Genomic DNA, 18,427 nt, shown 5'->3' with positions numbered 1-18,427 from the left:
GCTGAACGGTGCGGCCGCGCAAAGTTTAGCAGACGACTGCGCGCGGTCGCTGCTTTGGTTTCGATAGACCGTGGTAAGTGAACAGCTTCGATTGAGACTGAAAGCATAGGTTAGCGTCGAGTGAGTTAACCGAGCTTCCAACGCCGAAGGTCAGGTTTGCGCATGCAAAGGAGTGCTATCGCCGAACTAACGCAAGCCACGTTGAACGGCCAGAGCCGCTTCCGGAAGGCTTGCATCTCCGCAGAGCGGCTTTCCGACCCAGTCGCACGGTGCTTCCGTACGCGGGGACCTTCAGCCACACGCATGCGTCAGACCAGACGTTATCTCAGGCCAGTTGCAGGTACCGAGCGGCAGGCACGTTTCCGGACAGATGTGCTGACATAGTCTGGCGTGCTGCCTCATAGGCTTGATATTCCTCAAGCGCGTGGAGCGACGGAATGGTAACAAGCTCACCGTGGTCGAAACCAACCAGCGATGCGTCGACCATATCGTCAGCCGACATGACGATTTCCTTCGGGAGATTTTCGATGGGCAGACCACCCGTTTCCCAGAAATCGGTTGCCGTCGCGCCGGGCAGTACCGCCTGAATCTGAACGCCCTTATCGGCGAGTTCGTGATGCAGCGATTGACTGAAAGCCAGCACGAACGCTTTGCTGCCGCCATATACGCCGTTCAATATTTCCGGCGCGATACCGACAATGGAGGAAATATTGATGATTGCGCCTTTGCCGCGTGCGACGAAGCCAGGCGCGGCAGCATAGGTAAGTCGGGTCAAAGCGGTGACGTTCAGTTCGATGAGAGACGTCATTGAGTCGACGTCGGTTTTTAGCAGTGGAGTGTGCGTGCCGACACCAGCGTTATTCACTAATAGCGTAATGCTCGCATCTTCGCGAAGCCTAGTTTCAACCGAGGCGAGTTCTGCGCGATTGCCGAGGTCCGCAACCAGAATATCCACGCTCTGGCGTGTTTCGTCGATGATGCGTTTCGCCAGCGTGTTCAAACGGTCGCGGCTACGTGCGACCAGAATCAGGTCATATCCGCGGCGAGCAAGTCGGTCAGCGTACACAGCACCAAGGCCAGAAGATGCTCCGGTAACCAGAGCTGTACCTTTTCGAGATTGCGTCATGATGTTTCTCCAAGAAGGGTCGCGAAGATGTGTTTCTGGAAGCAATTCTGGCTCAAATGGCGCATGACGAAAACGACGAACATGAATGGTTTCATTTCGTTGCGCGCCGCGGAGCGAACCGCGCGCCGCCTTCGTCACTTTGAACTGCAGGTGCGTGGTAACGCTCATACATTGAGCCGGTTCACAACCAACCGTAAAGCGGGGTGCCTAATTCTCACCGCCGCCGATGCTATCGCGGAGCGAACATTCCCGTGACCGTCGCGTCGAGTTGGTTCACTGCTCCCAAGGCTGTGATGAGTTCTGCTGGACGACTTCCTCGCAAGCCTGCTAGGGTCGGTTGGCCGTCGCGAACGAACGTATAAAATCCGGTCACGAGATACGCGCCGATGGCGTCGACGTATCGCGCCTGGTCGCCCAGCACCTCTTTGAACGTTGAAGATGAGAACAGCGACTTTGCTGCTAGCGGGCTGACGAATGCGATTTCTGCAATTGCCAGGTTCAGTCTGTCCGACTCGACAAAGTGCTCGACGTTTGGCGACGGAGGGGAAGGCTTGTCATTGTTATACGGTTCAGGGAGATGCAACTTCCACTTGACCACAGCGTCGCGTTTTGCGAGTGCGGTGTTCGTTTCCGTCAGCCATGTCGTCGTGTCCTGTCCCGGCTTGCGGCTTATGTACAAATGGATGCGATGAAATGGGTCCGGGCCATTGCGAACGGCATCCTCATCCTTGTCGACTAGCGTGAGTGAACCGTTAGGGAGGTTATACGCAACAGCTTCACCGATGAAGTTGGATTCATCGCCATAAAGAATCGTGCCCGCGTGCGCGAATACAGCTTGCTCCTGCAGATTCGCAAAGCCTAACTCCGCGGACCCATCGAGCTTCGCTTCAATCCGACGAACGCCATCAGCGACTGGCCAGATGTTCGCGTAATAGTCCCTGTCGAAATGCTGTTGAACATAGAAATTGAGCCCCGGCAGGCGCGAGCAGAGAGTCGAGTGCACGTCGCGCCAGTAATTGGCAAAGAACTCGTGGGGGAGGCCGTCTCGTCGTCTCACGGAAGCGTAAATATTATGTTTGACGACTTGGTCACGGGCAGAGAAGTCTGGCTGATTCATCAGAAGCTCCTTAAACGATGCAAGCGTTCGCTCGGCGTTACGCGGCCTTGTCCAGCAGCACCTTTGGGTCGAAGTAAGCTACAAGTAGTCGCTTTGCCTTACCCTCGGAGATATCCCAATGCTCAGAAATCAGAATCGATTCGTCAGTACCCTGAACACCAATCCGAATCAGAGCCACGACGTGTTCGCCCTGTACGGTTAGGCTCTCGTACGAAAGCCTCGCGAAATCGAGTGTCGTTGCCACTTGGGGAAGAATCGACACGTAGCCGGACTTGTCATATTGACCGCCCCATGGAAGATAATCGGGAACGAACAATGTGAAGTCGTCAGCCAGGTACTTTTCGAAGTCCGCTATCCTGCCCTCGGCGCCGCCTCGATAAAACGTTTTGACAATCGCCAGTGCGTCCGCTTCTTTGGTAGCGATATCGTTCATGGTCCATCTCCACGTTGACAGATGACTAGCTATAGGCGCGTGCTGTAGCGTCTAATAGACTTGGCCGTGTGCGGCAAAGGTGTAAAGCTCCTACGCCGGTACGACGAAAGGTTCGGACTGCCTCGCGCGCGTATTCACAGGTTCAAACGCTTCCGGCTGTGCCGCGCAACGACGCTTGGGAGTCAGTTCACGGAATGCCGATTCGGTGCGCCCACGCAACTGCGACGCGTCGAGACCGGATTTCTCCGTGGCAAAGAGCGCCGACCTTGCGAACAGGTCGGCAACCCAATCGACAAAGACGCGGACTGACTTGGAAAGATGTCTGTTGTGCGGGTAGACGACTGAGACAGGAACCGGCGCCGGAGCGAACTGAGGGAGGAGATTGACGAGTTCCCCAGAACACAGATACGGGAGCCCGATGAAGCGTGGGACCTGCATTATGCCAAGTCCTCTTAGTCCGCATCCCAGGTAAGCTTCAATGTCGTTTACGCATACGCTGGCTCTCAGATTGAGGCCGACGGTTCGATTGTTCACTTCGAAGGAAAGGTCAGGGCCCTTCAATTGTCCCGCAGGGATGTAGCGCACGCACATATGATTGGACAGTTCAGCAATCGAATCGGGGATGCCGTATCTCGTCAGATATTGTGAAGTCGCGGCAGTCACCTTTCGTATGGAGCCGACCCGTTTTGCAACCAGATTCGAATCGCTGAGAGGACCAAGACGAATCATGCAATCGACGGCCTCCTGAATCAAATCGATTGGTCTGTCGCTGAACCCTATACTGAGTTCGATGTCGGGGTATAGGTTCTTGAACTCGTCCAGCGCAGGAATCACAACTGTCTTCCCAATGGACGCTGGCATTTCGACACGGAGCCGACCGCGCGTGCTGGCCGAGGCGTGGGCAAGCGAATCCTCCAGTTCCTGAACGTCCGTAAGCAGCTGGACACAGCGTGCATAGAATTGCTCTCCTTCAGGAGTCAGGCTGAATTGCCGGGTAGAACGCTGAATCAGCCGGACTTTCAGGTATGACTCAAGATTCTGGATTGTGATGGTCACGGATGCGCGGGCAATGTCCAGTGTCTCCGCTGCTCGCGAAAAACTCCCACTTTGCACGACCCGCGTGAACACGTGCATCGCTTGAAGCCTATCCATGCAGGACCTCCGGTGAGTTCGCATCCATCTTGGGGAGTTGGCAATTGAGCACTGCATAGGCGTGAGTACCGCCTTTGTGAACAGGATTGTAGATAGGCGCCGATTTCGGGTCTTGACCTGTTCTGCTGTGATTTGCACAATTCTGCGAAAACCTCATCGCTTGCCACGCGGCTGCAAGTTTGAATACTTCACAACGCTTTCATATATTTCATGGTGTATTAAATATGAAAGGTGCGTCATCACACGGGGCGCCTGTCCCTCAGGTTTGACTTATTCCCCCGTCTGCAACGAGGTCGCTACCGGTGCAGAAGCCACTATCGTCCGAGGCCAGAAACAATGCAGCAGTCGCGACTTCATCGGGAAGCGCGAGCCGGCCCCGCAATGACATGGAGGCGAAGACAGACTTTGCCGCCCTGGTCTGTTGGGCGTCTGGATATAGCGAATCGAGCATCGGAGTTTCAGTCGGTCCCGGACTGAGGGTATTCACCCGAATGCCGCGGCCGCAAAGCTCAGATGCCCATGTTCTGGCAAAGGAGCGCAACGCTGCCTTCGTGCTAGCGTAGACGCCATATTCGGGAACACCTTTGGTATGAAGCCCCGATGTGACGAGAACGATAGAAGCTTCGCGGTTCATAACCGGCAACGCTTTCTGAACGGTGAAAAATGTACCCCTCACGTTGGTGTCAAACAGACGATTGAAATGTTCCAGCGTAGCGGACTCGATGGGTGCCAGTTCGAGCAGCCCCGCACATGTGACGAGGATGTCGATTCTGATGTTGCTTGCGGCAATCTCGGCAAAGCATCTGTCGAGTTCCGTAGAACTCGACACGTCACCGCGTAGCACTTTCGGGCCGCGAAGCGCATCCTCACTGGATGGGTCTGAAGGAAAGTCCTGCCTATCGATAACTAAAACGTCGGCGCCCTCGCGAATGAACCTTCGGACAATCGCAAGGCCTATGCCGCTACTGCCACCTGTAATGAGGGCGACCTTCGATTGAAGCCTGTTCATAGTCCCCTCCACAGAAAGTCTGACAATCGACCAGATGCAGGCGGACAGCGCCACGGTAAGATTGCGTGAGGCGCGGCACCGTACGTCGCTTATGTCTCAACCAGTGTAGGACATACTGAGTCTGCTGCGCGCGGGCTAACCAACATACTTTACGCATCGCTCTGGTGCCAATGCAAAGCGGCTAACTGCGAACACGCATATGGCGAAGTACGTTTCTGATTCCGGTCGTGACCGCCATCAAGAACAGCACTCCGCCGTAACCTCCCGCCGTAGCGCGAATCCCGACAACATTCACCATTACACCTGCGGCAAGTGCAGGGATGCAAAAAGCTAGATAACTGACGACGTAGAAAGCCGCCATCAATCCTCCGCGCTCTCCTGCAGAGGCCAAGGGTAGCAGCGTGCGCAATGCGCTCTGGAAGACCATGCCGACACCGCTGCCGGCGAGCACCGTTCCGAAAAAAAACAGGATGGGACCGCTCACGTCAACACCAGCCAGGGTGATAGCGATACCTACTGACAGCATGACGGAGCCCCCTGTGAGCAAGTGCGACGCCTCCCGCTTGCGTAGGAACAGAATGGCGCCCAACGCACCACCAATAAGTGCAGCGACGACAAGACCGCCAGTCATTAATGATGAGGACCCTGTCACGACACGTGCCAAGGTTGGACCGAGTGAGAGGTAAAACCCGTTTAGTGCCCACGCTGCGACATTCACCGGCGCGACAAGTAGCATCGCGTTTCGCGCGGCGGACGGAATCTGGACCCGGGGGCGGATGGCCCGGAGTGAGAACTGGCGGGTCGTCACGGTTTCCGGGATGGCTCTAATCAGGAATGCCTGTCCTGCAAAAACGAGCAGAAGCAGCGCGTACGGCAGTTTCAGCGGCTGAGGCGCGAACGTAGCGAGTATGCTGCCCGCGAGCGAACCTAAACCCATACCAGCCAGAGGTGCGACGCTGTTACTCAGCGGTCCGCGATGTCGGTCAGCGTCAAGAATCGCGGCGCCCAGCGCGCTGGCTCCAGCTCCCGTTGCGAGGCCTTGCAGGGCGCGGCTCGTTATTAGCAGCCACACGTTATTCGACAGGATGAAGCTTAATAGTGAAAGGCAATCGAGCGCGATGGCGCCGATGACCACCGGCCGTCTCCCAATATGGTCGGAAAGTGACCCGGTGAACAGCAGTGCCAGCAGCAGCCCGATTGCGTAGACGCCGAAAATTACTGTAAGCGCCACGGGGGAAAAATGCCACGCGTCCTGATACAGCCTGTACAGCGGGGTGGGAGCGGCCGACGCGGCGAAGAAAGTGACCGTGACGGCGGTGTAATAGCGCAGTCCGTGCGCCTTGTCAGTATGGGCGACGTTCGGATTCGAAATCGTCGACATTGTGGTCCTTCGTAACTGGATGATTTGAGATGCCTGCAAAGCAGGGTGGTGAACGCGGGAGATATCCGTGCGAAGCGGCAATACTCGCCGGCGTTACGTCTAAAAACAACATACCCGGTAGTATGTTATCCTGCTTCTTCGAAGTTGTCAGCCTGGCGTAGCGTTCCCTCGTGGGAATCCGTTCGCCAGAGGCGGGGCAGAGGAATTGTTGGTCAATCACAAGGACTCAATTCACGTTCACCCCATATATCCCGGTCCGCGACGCCGATATAGTCGGCCAAGTTTGGCTCACAACCGTTTTCCACTGAAGGTGTATATGAGTGCGCTTTTTTCACCCCTTAAACTTCGCGACTTGACTATCTCGAACCGGATTGTCGTGTCGCCGATGTGTCAGTACGTAGCCGTCGATGGGGAAGCCAATTCTTGGCATTCGGTTCACTTGGCGAGCATGGCATTGTCTGGCGCGGGCATGCTCATCATCGAGGCGACAGCGGTCGAACCTGCTGGACGCATTACTCCGGGAGACCTCGGCCTTTGGGACGACAAGACCGAAGAGGCGTTGAAAAAAGCCATCGACACCGTGCGCGAACATTCCCGCATCCCGGTTGTTCTGCAACTCGGGCACGCAGGCCGGAAGGCCTCTAGCGATGTGCCTTGGAAGGGTGGTCAACTACTCAGTGCCGAGAATGGTGGTTGGTCGACGTTCGCTCCGTCGCCAGTACCTCAGAAAGAAGGAGAGGTGGCCCCTATAGCCCTGGACGCGGAGGGTCTTGCCCGTCTGCGTAAAGCGTTCGCCGAGGCAACGCGTCGCGCAGTTCGCCTTGGTGTCGACGGCATCGAGCTGCATGCCGCACACGGATATTTGCTACACGAATTCTTGTCGCCGATTTCCAACCAGCGAACTGATGAATACGGCGGCTCCCTGGAGAACCGGATGCGTTTCCCGCTCGAAATCTTCGACATCGTGCGAGCCGAGCTTCCGGAATCGAAGCCGCTTGGCGTCAAGGTTTCCGCCACCGACTGGATGGATGAGGGTTGGGATGTGATGCAAAGCATCGCTTTTGCACGCGAGCTGAAAACCCGCGGCGTCGACTGGGTCGACGCATCTTCTGGTGGAATCTCTCCCAAGCAGAAAATCGTAACCGGCCCAAGCTATCAGGTGCCGTTTGCTAACTCAATCAAGTTTTCCACGGGCGTGAATACGATGTCTGTCGGCTTGATTACATCTCCGGCCCAAGCGGAAGAAATTGTTTCGAGCGGTTCGGCGGATATGGTTGCAATCGCTCGAGGCCTGCTATACAACCCCCGTTGGGGATGGCACGCAGCCGCCGAACTTGGTGCCACTGTCGAGGCGCCGCCGCAATACTGGCGGGCCCCTCCGCATGAGCACGCAGGCATTTTCGGCGACATCGTGCACGGAGCACGCTGATGTTACTCCCGGTACGTCATCAAACCGTACCGGGAGTCGCAACCTGTACTATGGGTTCGGACCAAGTTCAGGTGGCTCTGTAATAGTCATGACATGTTTGCCCGATATGTGCAGACGTCTCCATACCCCGGGCGACATGCCGGCGGATTTGAAGAAACGTCGACTGAAATACGCCTGGCTGCCGAACCCACTCGATAAGGCAATCTCCGCGAGAGATAATCGCGTGTTCAGCATAAGCTCTTTCGCACGTTGAAGCCGCTGTTCAATCAGATACTGATATGGCGAGAGACCAGTGCTCTCTTTGAACGCATGCGAGAAATGGCTCACTGACAGACCACAATGATTAGCAAGGTCTGAAATCGAGATTGCGCCATCGAGACTTTCGGCAACCATGTCTCGAGCGCGCGCTTCCTGCCATCTTGCGAGCGTCGCACGACGCGGAGCTGGCGACTGAAATTTTACGCCGCCGTATCGCGAGAGGATGTGCGTGGTGAGTGCGCGGGAGATGGTGTCGACAAAGAGGCTGCATGAATTGCGTGGGTCGTCGAGTGCCGGAACGAGGCACGCAGCAAGATGTCCAATCACGGGGTCCGTTGCACCTGGCTCCGGGCAACGTAGCTCGGTTATGAGGCGCGCACCGGCATCGTCCACGATTGCGTCAAGGCCGGCAGGAAAGACCTTGAAAATCATGCAGTCGAACGGGTCGTAAAGTTCGGCATGTGGCTGGTTGTCACAATGCGTGAAGCAAAGCGAGTTAACCGGCATTGGGAAGTATGTTGCAAGGTGTTCGCCGTACCACATACGAACATCCGTCATCGCCCTCAACTTGACGCCGACGAAATACGCATTTTCGCGTTGAGGAACTGGCATGTAGCCAAAGTTTGCACCGTCGAAACGTAGCCTGGACGCTATTACAGACGGAGCTTCGATGGTCGCGTGGTACAAAGCGTGTGGCGTCCCACTATCTGCGCGAAATGAATCGGAGTTTTGTCTGAGCATTTCCGGGCTCCTGCGGATAGTAGGTCTGACTTGCCAGCGGTACGGAAGTGCGAGCAGCCGACCATAGCTGAATCCTAGGGCGATGTTACTCAGGCGGCGCGACACACAGATTGAATTTAGTGCAAAAAGTGCCGAAATCAAACTTTCCGAGGACCTTTCAGACGGCTGGTCGAATGCCTCGAAACGCGGTCGATGGCGACCGGCGAGCCCTCAGGCAGCGACGCGAAGACTGGCGGATTTCGGCTGTGCTGACCGGCTAAAGATGTCTCTAAGGACAGCAGCCTGCTCGAAACGCTGCGCAGCCCATTCGACAAAGGTACGAACGTTCACCGAGAGATGCCGGTTCTGTGGGTAGACGACCGACACAGGAGCCGCAGGTGGCGGCAGGTCGGGTAGCACTTCCACCAGTCCGCCTGCACGCAGATACGGAGTCGCCATGAAGGCGGGCACCTGAGCGATGCCAAGGCCCTGCACCGCGCAGGACAGCTGTGCTTCAAGGTCACCGACAATCAGACCGGGTTTCAGCTTGACGTGCGTTTCCTTGCCTCCGACGATGAAGGTCATATCGGATGTTGGCGCGGCACCAGTGGCGTGATAACGGATGCAGACGTGGTCGCTGAGGTCGCCAACGCACTCTGGCGTGCCTTGCCGGTCGATGTATCCAGGGCTGGCGACGGTAATCATAGGAAGAGAAGTCAGTCGACGGGCTACGAGACTGGAGTCGGACAATGCGCCTACACGGATGGCGCAATCCACACCATCGCGGACCAGGTCCACGTGTTTGTCGCCAAACCCGACGCTCAGCTCGATGTCAGGATAGCTTGAGCAGAAGTCGTCAAGAGCGGGAACGAGTACGAGTTTTCCGATAGTGTTTGGCAGGTCCACGCGCAGCTTCCCGCGCGGCGCGCCGGTCGCCTGCGTGAGTGTTGCTTCCATCTCGTCAATGTCAGCCAGTACGCGGATGCAGCGTTCGTAATACAACGCACCTTCCGGCGTCAGGCTCAGGCTGCGTGTCGTCCGGTGGAGCAGTCGGATGCGCAGAGCTTCCTCGAGGCCCTTGACGATGACTGTCACTGATGCTCGGGGCAGGTTCAGGCTATCAGCTGCGCGCGAGAAACTGTTGGTTTCCACAACCTTCGAAAACACCCGCATTGCTTGCAGTCTGTCCATTTCTATCACCGTTCGGTTCAAAAGTAACACTCGGAACCCTGTGCCCGTCGCGTCAGGCCGTCGGACTTGGCGTCGATGCCATGAATAGAAGACTATTCGTTGCGCCGTTCCCTGCACATGACGTCAGAGCCAACATTTCTGCCAACTTTTGCTGCCACCCACTTGGACACAATGGGCGGCCTGCCATCGCAGGATAAGGTGTCCGGAACGTGCTCCTGCTCAATCAGAGGCTACAATTGGGATGGAAACGTCTAGGTAGAGGACACCGAGATGAGCAAGCGGGGCCAATTGGTAAGCCGGTCGTGGCACACGAGGCACGTCGTTCTCGTCGCGGTTCCTCCTGTGGTCGAGCTCGATGTTTTCGGCCCCGCCAATGCATTCGACCTTGCTAACAAGCTCCTTGTCGGAACAGCGTTGGCGCCGGACGGTGAGCTCCCGTATAAGCTCACCATTGTTTCACCCGGGGAGGACCGGACCATCGAGGGCGAGACGGGCGTCAGTCTTATCGCTCATCAGCACTTTTCAGAATTGACTGACAATGTGGACACATTGTTGGTTACAGCCGGACCACGTTCCATCCGCTACGCTGGAACGGACCAATTCTGGGACTGGTTGCGGCAGACGAGCGCCCGCGCGAGACGCACCGGTTCAGTGTGCGTCGGCGCGTTTGTGCTGGCGGCTGCCGGGCTTCTTCAGGGAAGGCGCGCTGCTACTCACTGGGGCTGGGTTAAGGACATGCAAAGCCTCTATCCGGATGTGAAGGTGGACGCCGAAAGCATTTGGGTCGAGGACAGGGGCATCTACACCTCAGCGGGCGTTACCGCTGGGATTGACCTTGCCTTGGCGCTACTCGAAGAGGACTTCGGTAGCGCAGTTGCCCTGAACGTCGCGAAATACCTCGTGGTTTTCTTGAAGCGGCCCGGCGGGCAGCGCCAGTTCAGTGTGTCGCTTGCGGCGCAGGCGCCGACTTCTAGAAGTTTCGAAGAGCTCGGCGTCTGGATTGTGGAAAACCTTAATAAACCCCTGAACGTAGAACTGCTTGCCGAGCGCATGGCGATGAGCCCACGGAACTTCGCCCGGGTGTTCAGGGCCGAGTTTGGAACGCCCCCCGCAAACTACATCAGACAGAGCCGCATCGAGGCTGCGCGCGCGCTTCTGGAGCAGTCAACGCGTGGGCTTGACGATATTGCGCAGCGCTGCGGATTCGGTAGCGACGAAGTGATGCGTCGCGCTTTCCTCGAAGAAGTCGGCGTCACCCCAGGTCAATATCGGGGCACCTTCGGAATCAGACCTTCCGAGCCTTCGTAAAGACAAACGTTTTTGCCCCAGTAAGCCGTGGCGTGGCCACCGAGCTTCAGCCCCGCTGTCTGTGTTCCGTCCATGCGTCACATGCTCGCGTTTGCCGCTGCTGCTTGAGTTGGCAGACAGCGTGGCTTCCTTGTCATTTCTAAGCGTCGGGCCATCTTCCATAGTGAATCCATGAAATTGCCAGTCTCCATGCCGACCTCGCAGGAGACATCAGCAGGAGGCGAATCATGGTCCACGCTGTCTTGGAAGATTTTCTCCATCCTCAGGGACGTGTCGTCGGCATATCCCGCGCGAGCCAGTGCGGCCGTGAATTTCTCACGCCAGGTGACCACATTGCAAGCAGCAGATGCGGATACTGGCATCACGGAATCTACGTCGGCGATGGACGTGTCGTGCACTACGCTGGTCTCTCCACGTCTCTGCAGAGAGGCCCTGTCGAAGAGGTCAGTCTCGAGGAATTTGCTCATGGTCGCGGACTCGTCGTCGTGAGTCAGTCATTCTCGACGTACCAGGCTTGTGAGGTTGTCATTCGCGCGCGTTCGAGACTTGGTGAGAGCCGTTACGGCATTCTGACAAACAACTGCGAGCATTTTTGCACCTGGTGCGTTACCGGTGAAAGCCGTAGCGAACAGGTTAAGACTTGCATGTCGCATCCGTTCAAACTTGTCCGCCTTCTTGTTAAGTTGCTTCGCGCACGCATGCTGCGGAGTGCAGGCGGCGCCGTCAATCCCTCAGTGTATGCGTGATTTGGAGGTGAGTTGAGTCGACTCGCCAAAACAGATGTCCTCATGCTAACGGGCACGACGAGAGCAGGCTGCTCGCCAGAGACGAGTTTCGAGCGTATGAGGTTTGATTTGATGTTTCCACAATTGGCATCAATCAATGGAATACGGATTTCTGTGGTCCGTTTTTCCAGCCTCTCGGAGGTCACGAAACCGGGATATTGACGAACCGACAGTGTGCGTAGCCATATTGCGAGGCTTGACGCAGTCATTGAGGTGCCAGCCCATCTTTCGCACAACAAGTGGTTAGGGGTAATTCTGTTCGATTTAACTCCAAAACAACGCTCTTCCACATCTCACTTGTCCCGGTTTCTGGTTTGATGCCACCACCTTGACTATCGTTAAACTGCAAATTCACTCAGGGGGAAGCCAAAAAATTCCTCGGCCGCGACCGCCTCACAAGCATCGCGGTTGAGGCGATGCTTGTCGCGGCATAAACGGTTTCTCGGGAAAGGGGTACGGCTTCACACCCCAGAAAGGAAATACGCCTGCGGACCGGGTGGGACCATAGGCGTGTTTGTTGAAAAAATTAGCGTGCCAGTGCGTTCAAAGCGCTCATTTCTTCGCTTGAGAGCTTAATTTCCGCAGCGGATGCGTTCGCCCGGAGATGGGCCCGGCTCGATGTACCTGGAATCGGCAGCATAACGGGGCTCTTGTGGAGCAACCACGCGATGGCGATTTGCATCGGTGTGGCACCGTGGTCGCGAGCGACCTTGCCCAGAATACTAGCCGATTCTCCAATATTGCCCGCAGCCAGCGGGAACCACGGAATGAAGCCGATGCCGTTCGCCTCGCAGTATTCAAGTACTGCTTCGCTCTGCCGGTCGAGGAGGTTATAGCGGTTCTGCACCGTTGCAACGTTGAAATACTTCGACGCATCCTTAATCTGGTCGACTGACACTTCGCTCAGGCCGACAAAGCGGACAATACCCTCCTTTTGCAACGCCTTGACCGCATCAAATTGCTCGTCAGCGGGAACGTTCGGGTCAACACGGTGCAGTTGCCAGAGAAAAATCTGTTCGACGCCAAGATTCTTCAGGCTGCGCTGCGCGCGTTCGCGCAGATATTCAGGCCTGCCGTCCGGTTGCCATTGGTCCGGGCCCGCGCGGCGTAGCCCCGCTTTGGTCGCAACGAACATATCCTTGTACGGATGAAGCGCCTCGCGGATAAGCTGCTCCGAGACGTCCGGTCCATAAGAGTCGGCCGTGTCGATAAAGTCAATCCCGAGTTCGGGGAGTGTCTGCAGCACGCGGAGAGCTTCTCCCGGGTTGTCCGGCGGACCCCATATCCCAGGCCCGGTAATTCTCATTGCGCCATAGCCCAGTCGGGTAATGGGGACCTCGCCAGCAAGCTTGAACTTGCCAGACGAAGAAACAGAAATCGGTGTGTCGCTCATGGTCAAGAAGTCCTTACGTTGATGTTCTAATGCAGGCTATTTCACTGCTGGGCATATTCTGCCGTTCGTCGGTTCAAGCGAAGAAGCGAGTATCATCGCTTTCTCGTTGGCTGGGCGATATGCGGCGCGAGTATAAGGACCATACACAATATCGCCGCGGGTAATCACCTCACCTGTAAGAGAGCAGTAGCCTGCGCTGCGCGCTGATTTTCTGGTCCAGAGTTGGTCGCAATAATGGCATGACGTCGAGTCACACCAGTTGACTAGGATGGACCGGTCGGTAACGCGTTCCACAACTGTTGCCGTCGCATTGGGCAGGTAACGCCCGGGTACGTCTGCGACGGTCGTCGCACTGCGCCCATGCATCCGGGGGCTCCGCAGATTGATTTGCGAGGTGGCTACGACGTCCGTGTAGTTGTCTTGGCTAGTGAGCGCCTCAAGCGCCGAAATTGTGACAACCCATGCATCGCTTGGGGCGCTTGGCTCTTTCTGCCTGAACCTTGAGGGAATGCAAATCACTTTTGTCCTCCGTCCTCGAACTGCTATGCCATACAAAATCGTCGGCAATTGTGCTGGAATCACCGGACATCCTGCGACGCTACGAAGTACAGCATTTGATGTGCATGCTCTTTCAGTCTGTTCAAGGTGACTTCGTTTCGGTGATAGAGCGAGACCTGTCCCACCTTGGTCAAAGTGATGAGGTCCGCTCTCACCAGAATCTGCAGGTGCGCTGAAACCGTCGATTGCGCAAGGCCGCAAAGCCGTTGCATCTCGCTAGCTGTAGCGCCCACGCGCGTGCGCGCAACCGGCGAGACGTAATAGTCCGGACGTTTGAGCCACGCGAGAATCTGTCTGCGCATCGGGTTGGCCAACGCTTTGAAAATTACGTTCAGGTTCATCGGCTGCATGACGCTGTTGCGACCAGAAAAGTGTATGAATCCAAGCCCGGCTTCCGGGAGCGCGTCTGACCAACATGTGGGCGTTTGAGCAGTTGTCGTAGCTGTCGATGACGCTACTAGGTCAGATATGGGTTGATGTTATACGGCGAGATGTGGGTGATAAATGAGCGGCGCCCAAATTCTAAATTTAACGTTCACTAACAATGCGATTGACGCTTGTCGTTTCCGGTGCAGTAAGGTCGCGCGACATCCATAGTCTCTCGCGCGCTACTACCTGGTATGTTGGAAGAGGGCGTTTGTGCCGTTATAATTCGAAAATTGGGAACAATGATGCCAGGCATGCCTGCAACGCCGGCAGTTTTAGTCAGATACGAGCACTAGAACAGGACGCTATGACGCCGAGTAAACAGGAAATATTGCGCATGGCCGCGGAATGCTTTATGGAGCAGGGGTTTCATGCGACCAGTATCGATGATGTAGCCCGCCGGCTGGGGGCCACGAAAGGCCGGATATACCATCACTATCCTTCGAAGATTGAGTTGTTTTTTGATGTCCACCGGGCCGGGATGGAATTGCTTTTTTCGGCGGTCGAGCCGGCGAGTCAAATCGAGGGCGATGGCATTACCGTCCTTACGGCAATGTTGTACGCCCACGCGATGGCTGTGCTTGAACATCACACCTACGAAAGTGTTGTAGCGCAAGGCGTCCAAATGCACCGTTTCGGAGCAACTACTCCGGCGCAGCGGGAGATACTCGATGAACTGATTGGCAGCCGCGACCGGTTCGAAGCAATGTTCAAAAAAGCGGCAACTGTCGCACGCAAGGATGGCACGTTGGCTAACGTCGACGTATCGATTGCTGTCAAGACGCTGCTTGGTGGCATCCAGTGGTCACTTATCTGGTATAGGCCCGAGGCAGATGCAGGGCCCAAGTCTCGTCGCGTTCTGGCGGAACAAATGGTCAAAACACTCGTCGAAGGCGTGCGGGCGCGCGGCGACGGAGAGTCAGCGACCGTGCGCGGACCGTCACGTGGGGCTAAAGCAAAAGCGTAGGCAACAAGGGAAAGCGGTACGTGGGAAGAGAAGGCCGTTCGCAGCATGAGCACGAGGAAGCGGCTATGATTTGCCTCGAGTTGGTGCGCAAAATCGCCTGCTAAGGTTGTTTCCTTATAGCCGCTCTTAGTAAAGTTCTTCGCTGCAAGGCGGCTCCACGCTCTGAACAGGATTCTCGACAAGTCGGAAGCCGGCTGCGAGCGTTACGAGGCCTATGCGTCAGTCGACGTTCCCGGCCAGGTGGTGATTGTCGAGCGCTATCGCGACGCCGCGGCTTTGGACGAGCACCTCAACGGCACCGCATTCAAGAAACTCGCTGCAGTTCTCCAAGGCCGAGCGACTCTAAGGGTCGTCCGGCTCCAGGATTTTCGCTAATTTCCATCGTTTGGCCGTCTCGCGTCCGTAGAACTGGGCGAACCGCCGCGAGCGCTGTCGCTTCCTGCTGCATCACAACGCGCCCCGCGATGAGTCTCGCCGGAGTGGCTCATTCTTTCGATTTTTCCATCCAGCCTTTCGGGGCGTCTAATTGACGGGTTTGCGCAGGTGCATTCCATTTGCGAAGTAGGGGAAACGCTTGCACTTCTAAAACCTACTCGGTAGTATGTTTAATGTGCAAGATGCGAACGGAAACTGGATTCTCTAATGGCGCCTTCCGTTCGAGTGCGGCGATGGCATCCGGGACCCGGAGGCCACGATACAAAGCAAAGGAGACGGTCGATGCGTGTAATGATTACAGGCGCGGCAGGATTTATTGGGCGTTCGCTAACCGCGATGCTATTGGATGCCGGCCGACTGGCTGACGGGCATGGTGGCGACTCAGCTATCGAGGAAATCGTGGTTGTGGACCGAGGATTTCCAGACGAAACAGAATGGCGTGTGCCTGACACTATCCGCGTGGTGCAAATGACGGGAGACCTGTGCGACGCCACCTTTGCCGACAGGGTCGCGTCGGTCGGCGTAGACACCGTTTTTCACCTGGCCGCGGCGCTCACGCTGGATGCTGAAGTGGACGACGACGCTGCCTATCTCGTCAATGTGGAATCAATCCGGCGGTTCATCAGCAGGTCCTCGGCATCGACTCGCTTTGTGTTCGCCAGTTCAATTGCTGTTTTTGGAGGCGAGTTGCCACCAACGGTGACGGACCGTGAGCGCTTCGCTCCGGAAACGACCTACGGAGCGCACAAGGCTATTGCTGAACTGCTTCTGGCCGATGCCGCAAGGAAAAACCGGCTCGATGCCCGGATTCTTCGACTCCCTATCGTCCTGATTCGCCGCGGTGCGAACACTCCTGCGGTGTCTGACAGGATTGCAGCAATCGTGCGCGAGCCGCTTGCTGGGAGAGACGTGGTGTCTCCACTCGAAGCCGAAACGCAGATTCCGGTTGCATCGGCGACAGCGGTCGCTAAAGCGTTAATTCAGCTACACGACACACCGGCTGAAATGCTTCCTCCGTGGCGTGCGATGAATCTGCCGTCTCTTACCGTCAGCGTCGAGCAAATGATTGTTTCGACTTTTCGTCATGGGAATAAGGGAACTTTGGGCGCGGTGCGTTTCGTTCCTGACGCCCGGTTGCAGGCTATCGTGGACGGATGGCCGCGAGCCTTTGTGTCTGATGCCGCGACCAGTCTGGGCATCGTAGGAGACCAATCTATCGACGATATTGTCTCCGAGTATGTCCATGGGCGACGGACAAGCTAGGCCGTCGCATTGTCTGACAGATAGGCGCAGCACCGTTATCGTGGTTCTTCCGCTAACAAGGCGGGAAATTGTAACAGTAAGTTAGGAAAACGAATGGAAACGTTGAACAAGTCAGCACATTCCGCCGATGTCGCTAATCTTCCCGTTTGCATTATTGGCGCCGGCTCGTCTGGGGTAACTGCGGCGAAAGCGCTCAAGGAGGCGGGCGTCAAATTCGATTGCTTCGAAATCGGCTCGAATATCGGAGGGATGTGGCGATACGAAAACGACAATGGGATGTCGTCAGCCTACCGAAGTCTCCATATCGATACGAGTCGTGTCAACCTCGGGTACTCTGATTTCCCGATTCCTGAACACTACCCCGACTTCCTGTCGCACTTTGAAGTCATCGACTACCTCGAGTCGTACGCCGCCCGTTTCGGCGTCCGTCCGCATATCACGTTCAACACGAAGGTCGAAAGTGTCACTCCGAATCACGATGCCAGCTGGTCTGTCCAACTGAGCACGGGTGAAGTCAAGCGTTATCGAGCGGTCATTGTCGCCAATGGACATCTGTGGGACCCGCGCACTGCGGCCTTCCCCGGAGAATTTGACGGCGACTCGGTGCACTCACACCATTACCGTACTGCCGACCCGTACAAGGGCAAGAACGTCCTTATCGTTGGTATCGGCAATTCCGCAGTTGATATCGCGGTTGACGTATGTAAGGGTGCCAACAAGACATTCCTCTCCACGCGCCGTAGCGCCTGGGTCATGCCCAAGTACATCATGGGGCTGCCCATCGACCGTTGGTTGGGCTTTTTCTCACGGCGTCTGAAGCTGCCCACGACGTGGAGTCGCACCATCGTGCAGCGCATTGCATACATGGTGACCGGAGACCAGCGGCGCTTTGGTATCCCGCGCCCCCAGCACGCTATCTGGCGCGAGCATACGACCCTGAGCCAGGAACTCCTCCCCTATTGTGGGCACGGGTGGATTAGTATCAAACCTAACATCAAGCAGCTCGAGGGTATGTTCGTCACGTTCGAGGATGGTAGCCGCGAAGAGATTGATGCCATCATCTATGCGACTGGCTACAAGACCACGTTCCCGTTCCTCGACCCGGAGGTTTTCTCCTTACGGGATGGAGAGGCTTCGCTCTACCGCCGTATGCTTTCTCCAGACCGCCCGGGCCTCTACATGCTGGGCCTTATCCAGCCGGTTGGTCCCACCATCCCTCTGGTCGAAGTGCAGGCAAAGTGGCTTGCGTCCGTTCTGGCAAACGATACGGCGCTCCCAAGTCGCGAGAAAATGGAAGCAGAAGTGCGTGCGCACCGGGAAGAAATCACCCGGCGGTATGTCGGCTCGGCGCGGTACACGCTGGAGGTTGACGGCCGAAAGTATCGGAAGCAGCTCTTCGGTGACATAAGCCGCGGTTTGGCGGGCGTTTGACGGCCTTAGTGACAGCCAGCGGCGGGGCACCAGTTGCCTGCGCCG

19 protein-coding genes are annotated in these 18,427 nt (G+C 56.6%); 7 read left to right on the top strand and 12 right to left on the bottom strand.

The window, feature by feature from the left end; translation table 11 throughout:
• Nucleotides 1–325: 325 nt before the first annotated feature.
• From NE850_RS36620 to NE850_RS36595, 6 genes are all read right to left on the bottom strand, one after another.
• Nucleotides 326–1,126, bottom strand: a complete 801-nt coding sequence (locus NE850_RS36620) for an SDR family oxidoreductase (protein ID WP_310700216.1) — start codon at nt 1,124–1,126, stop codon at nt 326–328.
• A gap of 229 nt (nt 1,127–1,355) precedes the next feature.
• Nucleotides 1,356–2,243, bottom strand: a complete 888-nt coding sequence (locus NE850_RS36615) for an EthD domain-containing protein (RefSeq protein ID WP_310700199.1) — start codon at nt 2,241–2,243, stop codon at nt 1,356–1,358.
• Between the two features lie 37 nt (nt 2,244–2,280).
• Entirely contained in the window at nt 2,281–2,676 is a 396-nt protein-coding gene (locus tag NE850_RS36610; protein WP_310700198.1) for a hypothetical protein, read from the bottom strand.
• 90 nt (nt 2,677–2,766) lie between these two features.
• The gene (locus NE850_RS36605; protein WP_310700197.1) at nt 2,767–3,828 is read right to left on the bottom strand and encodes a LysR family transcriptional regulator; all 1,062 of its coding nucleotides are present in this window, start codon (nt 3,826–3,828) and stop codon (nt 2,767–2,769) included.
• A gap of 259 nt (nt 3,829–4,087) precedes the next feature.
• Nucleotides 4,088–4,837, bottom strand: coding sequence for an SDR family oxidoreductase (locus NE850_RS36600; protein ID WP_310700196.1), 750 nt, complete (start codon nt 4,835–4,837; stop codon nt 4,088–4,090).
• Between the two features lie 181 nt (nt 4,838–5,018).
• The gene (locus tag NE850_RS36595; protein WP_310700195.1) at nt 5,019–6,218 is read right to left on the bottom strand and encodes an MFS transporter; all 1,200 of its coding nucleotides are present in this window, start codon (nt 6,216–6,218) and stop codon (nt 5,019–5,021) included.
• Nucleotides 6,219–6,534: 316 nt separating this feature from the next.
• Here NE850_RS36595 and NE850_RS36590 point away from each other — a divergent pair, with 316 nt between their 5' ends.
• Nucleotides 6,535–7,647, top strand: coding sequence for an NADH:flavin oxidoreductase/NADH oxidase (locus NE850_RS36590; RefSeq protein ID WP_310700194.1), 1,113 nt, complete (start codon nt 6,535–6,537; stop codon nt 7,645–7,647).
• Nucleotides 7,648–7,695: 48 nt separating this feature from the next.
• On the opposite strand, the gene NE850_RS36585 is transcribed toward NE850_RS36590, so the two are convergent.
• Together NE850_RS36585 and NE850_RS36580 are read right to left on the bottom strand one after the other, a co-directional pair.
• Nucleotides 7,696–8,646 carry an AraC family transcriptional regulator gene (locus tag NE850_RS36585; protein WP_310700193.1) on the bottom strand — a complete coding sequence of 317 codons (951 nt, stop codon included), beginning with the start codon at nt 8,644–8,646 and terminating at the stop codon, nt 7,696–7,698.
• A gap of 210 nt (nt 8,647–8,856) precedes the next feature.
• Nucleotides 8,857–9,816: a LysR substrate-binding domain-containing protein gene (locus NE850_RS36580; RefSeq protein ID WP_310700192.1), complete on the bottom strand. Its 960-nt coding sequence runs from the start codon at nt 9,814–9,816 to the stop codon at nt 8,857–8,859.
• A gap of 270 nt (nt 9,817–10,086) precedes the next feature.
• On the opposite strand from NE850_RS36580, the gene NE850_RS36575 reads away from it, so the two are divergent.
• On the top strand, nt 10,087–11,124 hold the full coding sequence (locus NE850_RS36575; protein WP_310700191.1) for a helix-turn-helix domain-containing protein: 1,038 nt from the start codon (nt 10,087–10,089) through the stop codon (nt 11,122–11,124).
• 77 nt (nt 11,125–11,201) lie between these two features.
• On the opposite strand, the gene NE850_RS36570 is transcribed toward NE850_RS36575, so the two are convergent.
• Nucleotides 11,202–11,591, bottom strand: a complete 390-nt coding sequence (locus tag NE850_RS36570; RefSeq protein ID WP_310700217.1) for a hypothetical protein — start codon at nt 11,589–11,591, stop codon at nt 11,202–11,204.
• Between NE850_RS36570 and NE850_RS36565 the strand changes: the two genes are divergently transcribed.
• Nucleotides 11,493–11,870 carry a lecithin retinol acyltransferase family protein gene (locus tag NE850_RS36565; RefSeq protein ID WP_310700215.1) on the top strand — a complete coding sequence of 126 codons (378 nt, stop codon included), beginning with the start codon at nt 11,493–11,495 and terminating at the stop codon, nt 11,868–11,870. The genes NE850_RS36570 and NE850_RS36565 overlap by 99 nt on opposite strands.
• A gap of 565 nt (nt 11,871–12,435) precedes the next feature.
• On the opposite strand, the gene NE850_RS36560 is transcribed toward NE850_RS36565, so the two are convergent.
• The 3 genes from NE850_RS36560 to NE850_RS36555 form a co-directional block, all read right to left on the bottom strand.
• A complete protein-coding gene (locus NE850_RS36560; RefSeq protein WP_310700190.1) occupies nt 12,436–13,302 on the bottom strand; it encodes an aldo/keto reductase in 867 nt (288 codons plus the stop codon).
• Nucleotides 13,303–13,338: 36 nt separating this feature from the next.
• Entirely contained in the window at nt 13,339–13,668 is a 330-nt protein-coding gene (locus tag NE850_RS39595; protein WP_405044922.1) for a DUF3331 domain-containing protein, read from the bottom strand.
• A 212-nt stretch (nt 13,669–13,880) separates the two neighbouring features.
• Nucleotides 13,881–14,201: a helix-turn-helix domain-containing protein gene (locus tag NE850_RS36555; protein WP_310700189.1), complete on the bottom strand. Its 321-nt coding sequence runs from the start codon at nt 14,199–14,201 to the stop codon at nt 13,881–13,883.
• Nucleotides 14,202–14,593: 392 nt separating this feature from the next.
• Here NE850_RS36555 and NE850_RS36550 point away from each other — a divergent pair, with 392 nt between their 5' ends.
• From NE850_RS36550 to NE850_RS36540, 4 genes are all read left to right on the top strand, one after another.
• Nucleotides 14,594–15,253, top strand: a complete 660-nt coding sequence (locus tag NE850_RS36550; RefSeq protein ID WP_310700188.1) for a TetR/AcrR family transcriptional regulator — start codon at nt 14,594–14,596, stop codon at nt 15,251–15,253.
• A gap of 162 nt (nt 15,254–15,415) precedes the next feature.
• Nucleotides 15,416–15,628, top strand: coding sequence for a putative quinol monooxygenase (locus NE850_RS39590; protein ID WP_405044921.1), 213 nt, complete (start codon nt 15,416–15,418; stop codon nt 15,626–15,628).
• Between the two features lie 342 nt (nt 15,629–15,970).
• Nucleotides 15,971–16,951, top strand: coding sequence for an NAD-dependent epimerase/dehydratase family protein (locus NE850_RS36545; protein WP_310700187.1), 981 nt, complete (start codon nt 15,971–15,973; stop codon nt 16,949–16,951).
• A gap of 93 nt (nt 16,952–17,044) precedes the next feature.
• Nucleotides 17,045–18,382: an NAD(P)-binding domain-containing protein gene (locus NE850_RS36540; RefSeq protein WP_310700186.1), complete on the top strand. Its 1,338-nt coding sequence runs from the start codon at nt 17,045–17,047 to the stop codon at nt 18,380–18,382.
• The last annotated feature ends 45 nt before the right edge of the window (nt 18,383–18,427 follow it).

Origin of the sequence: Paraburkholderia sp. USG1, from assembly GCF_031570135.1 — a bacterium.
GTDB classification, from domain to species: domain Bacteria; phylum Pseudomonadota; class Gammaproteobacteria; order Burkholderiales; family Burkholderiaceae; genus Paraburkholderia; species Paraburkholderia dioscoreae.
This window is presented reverse-complemented; position numbering and strand designations above follow the sequence as displayed.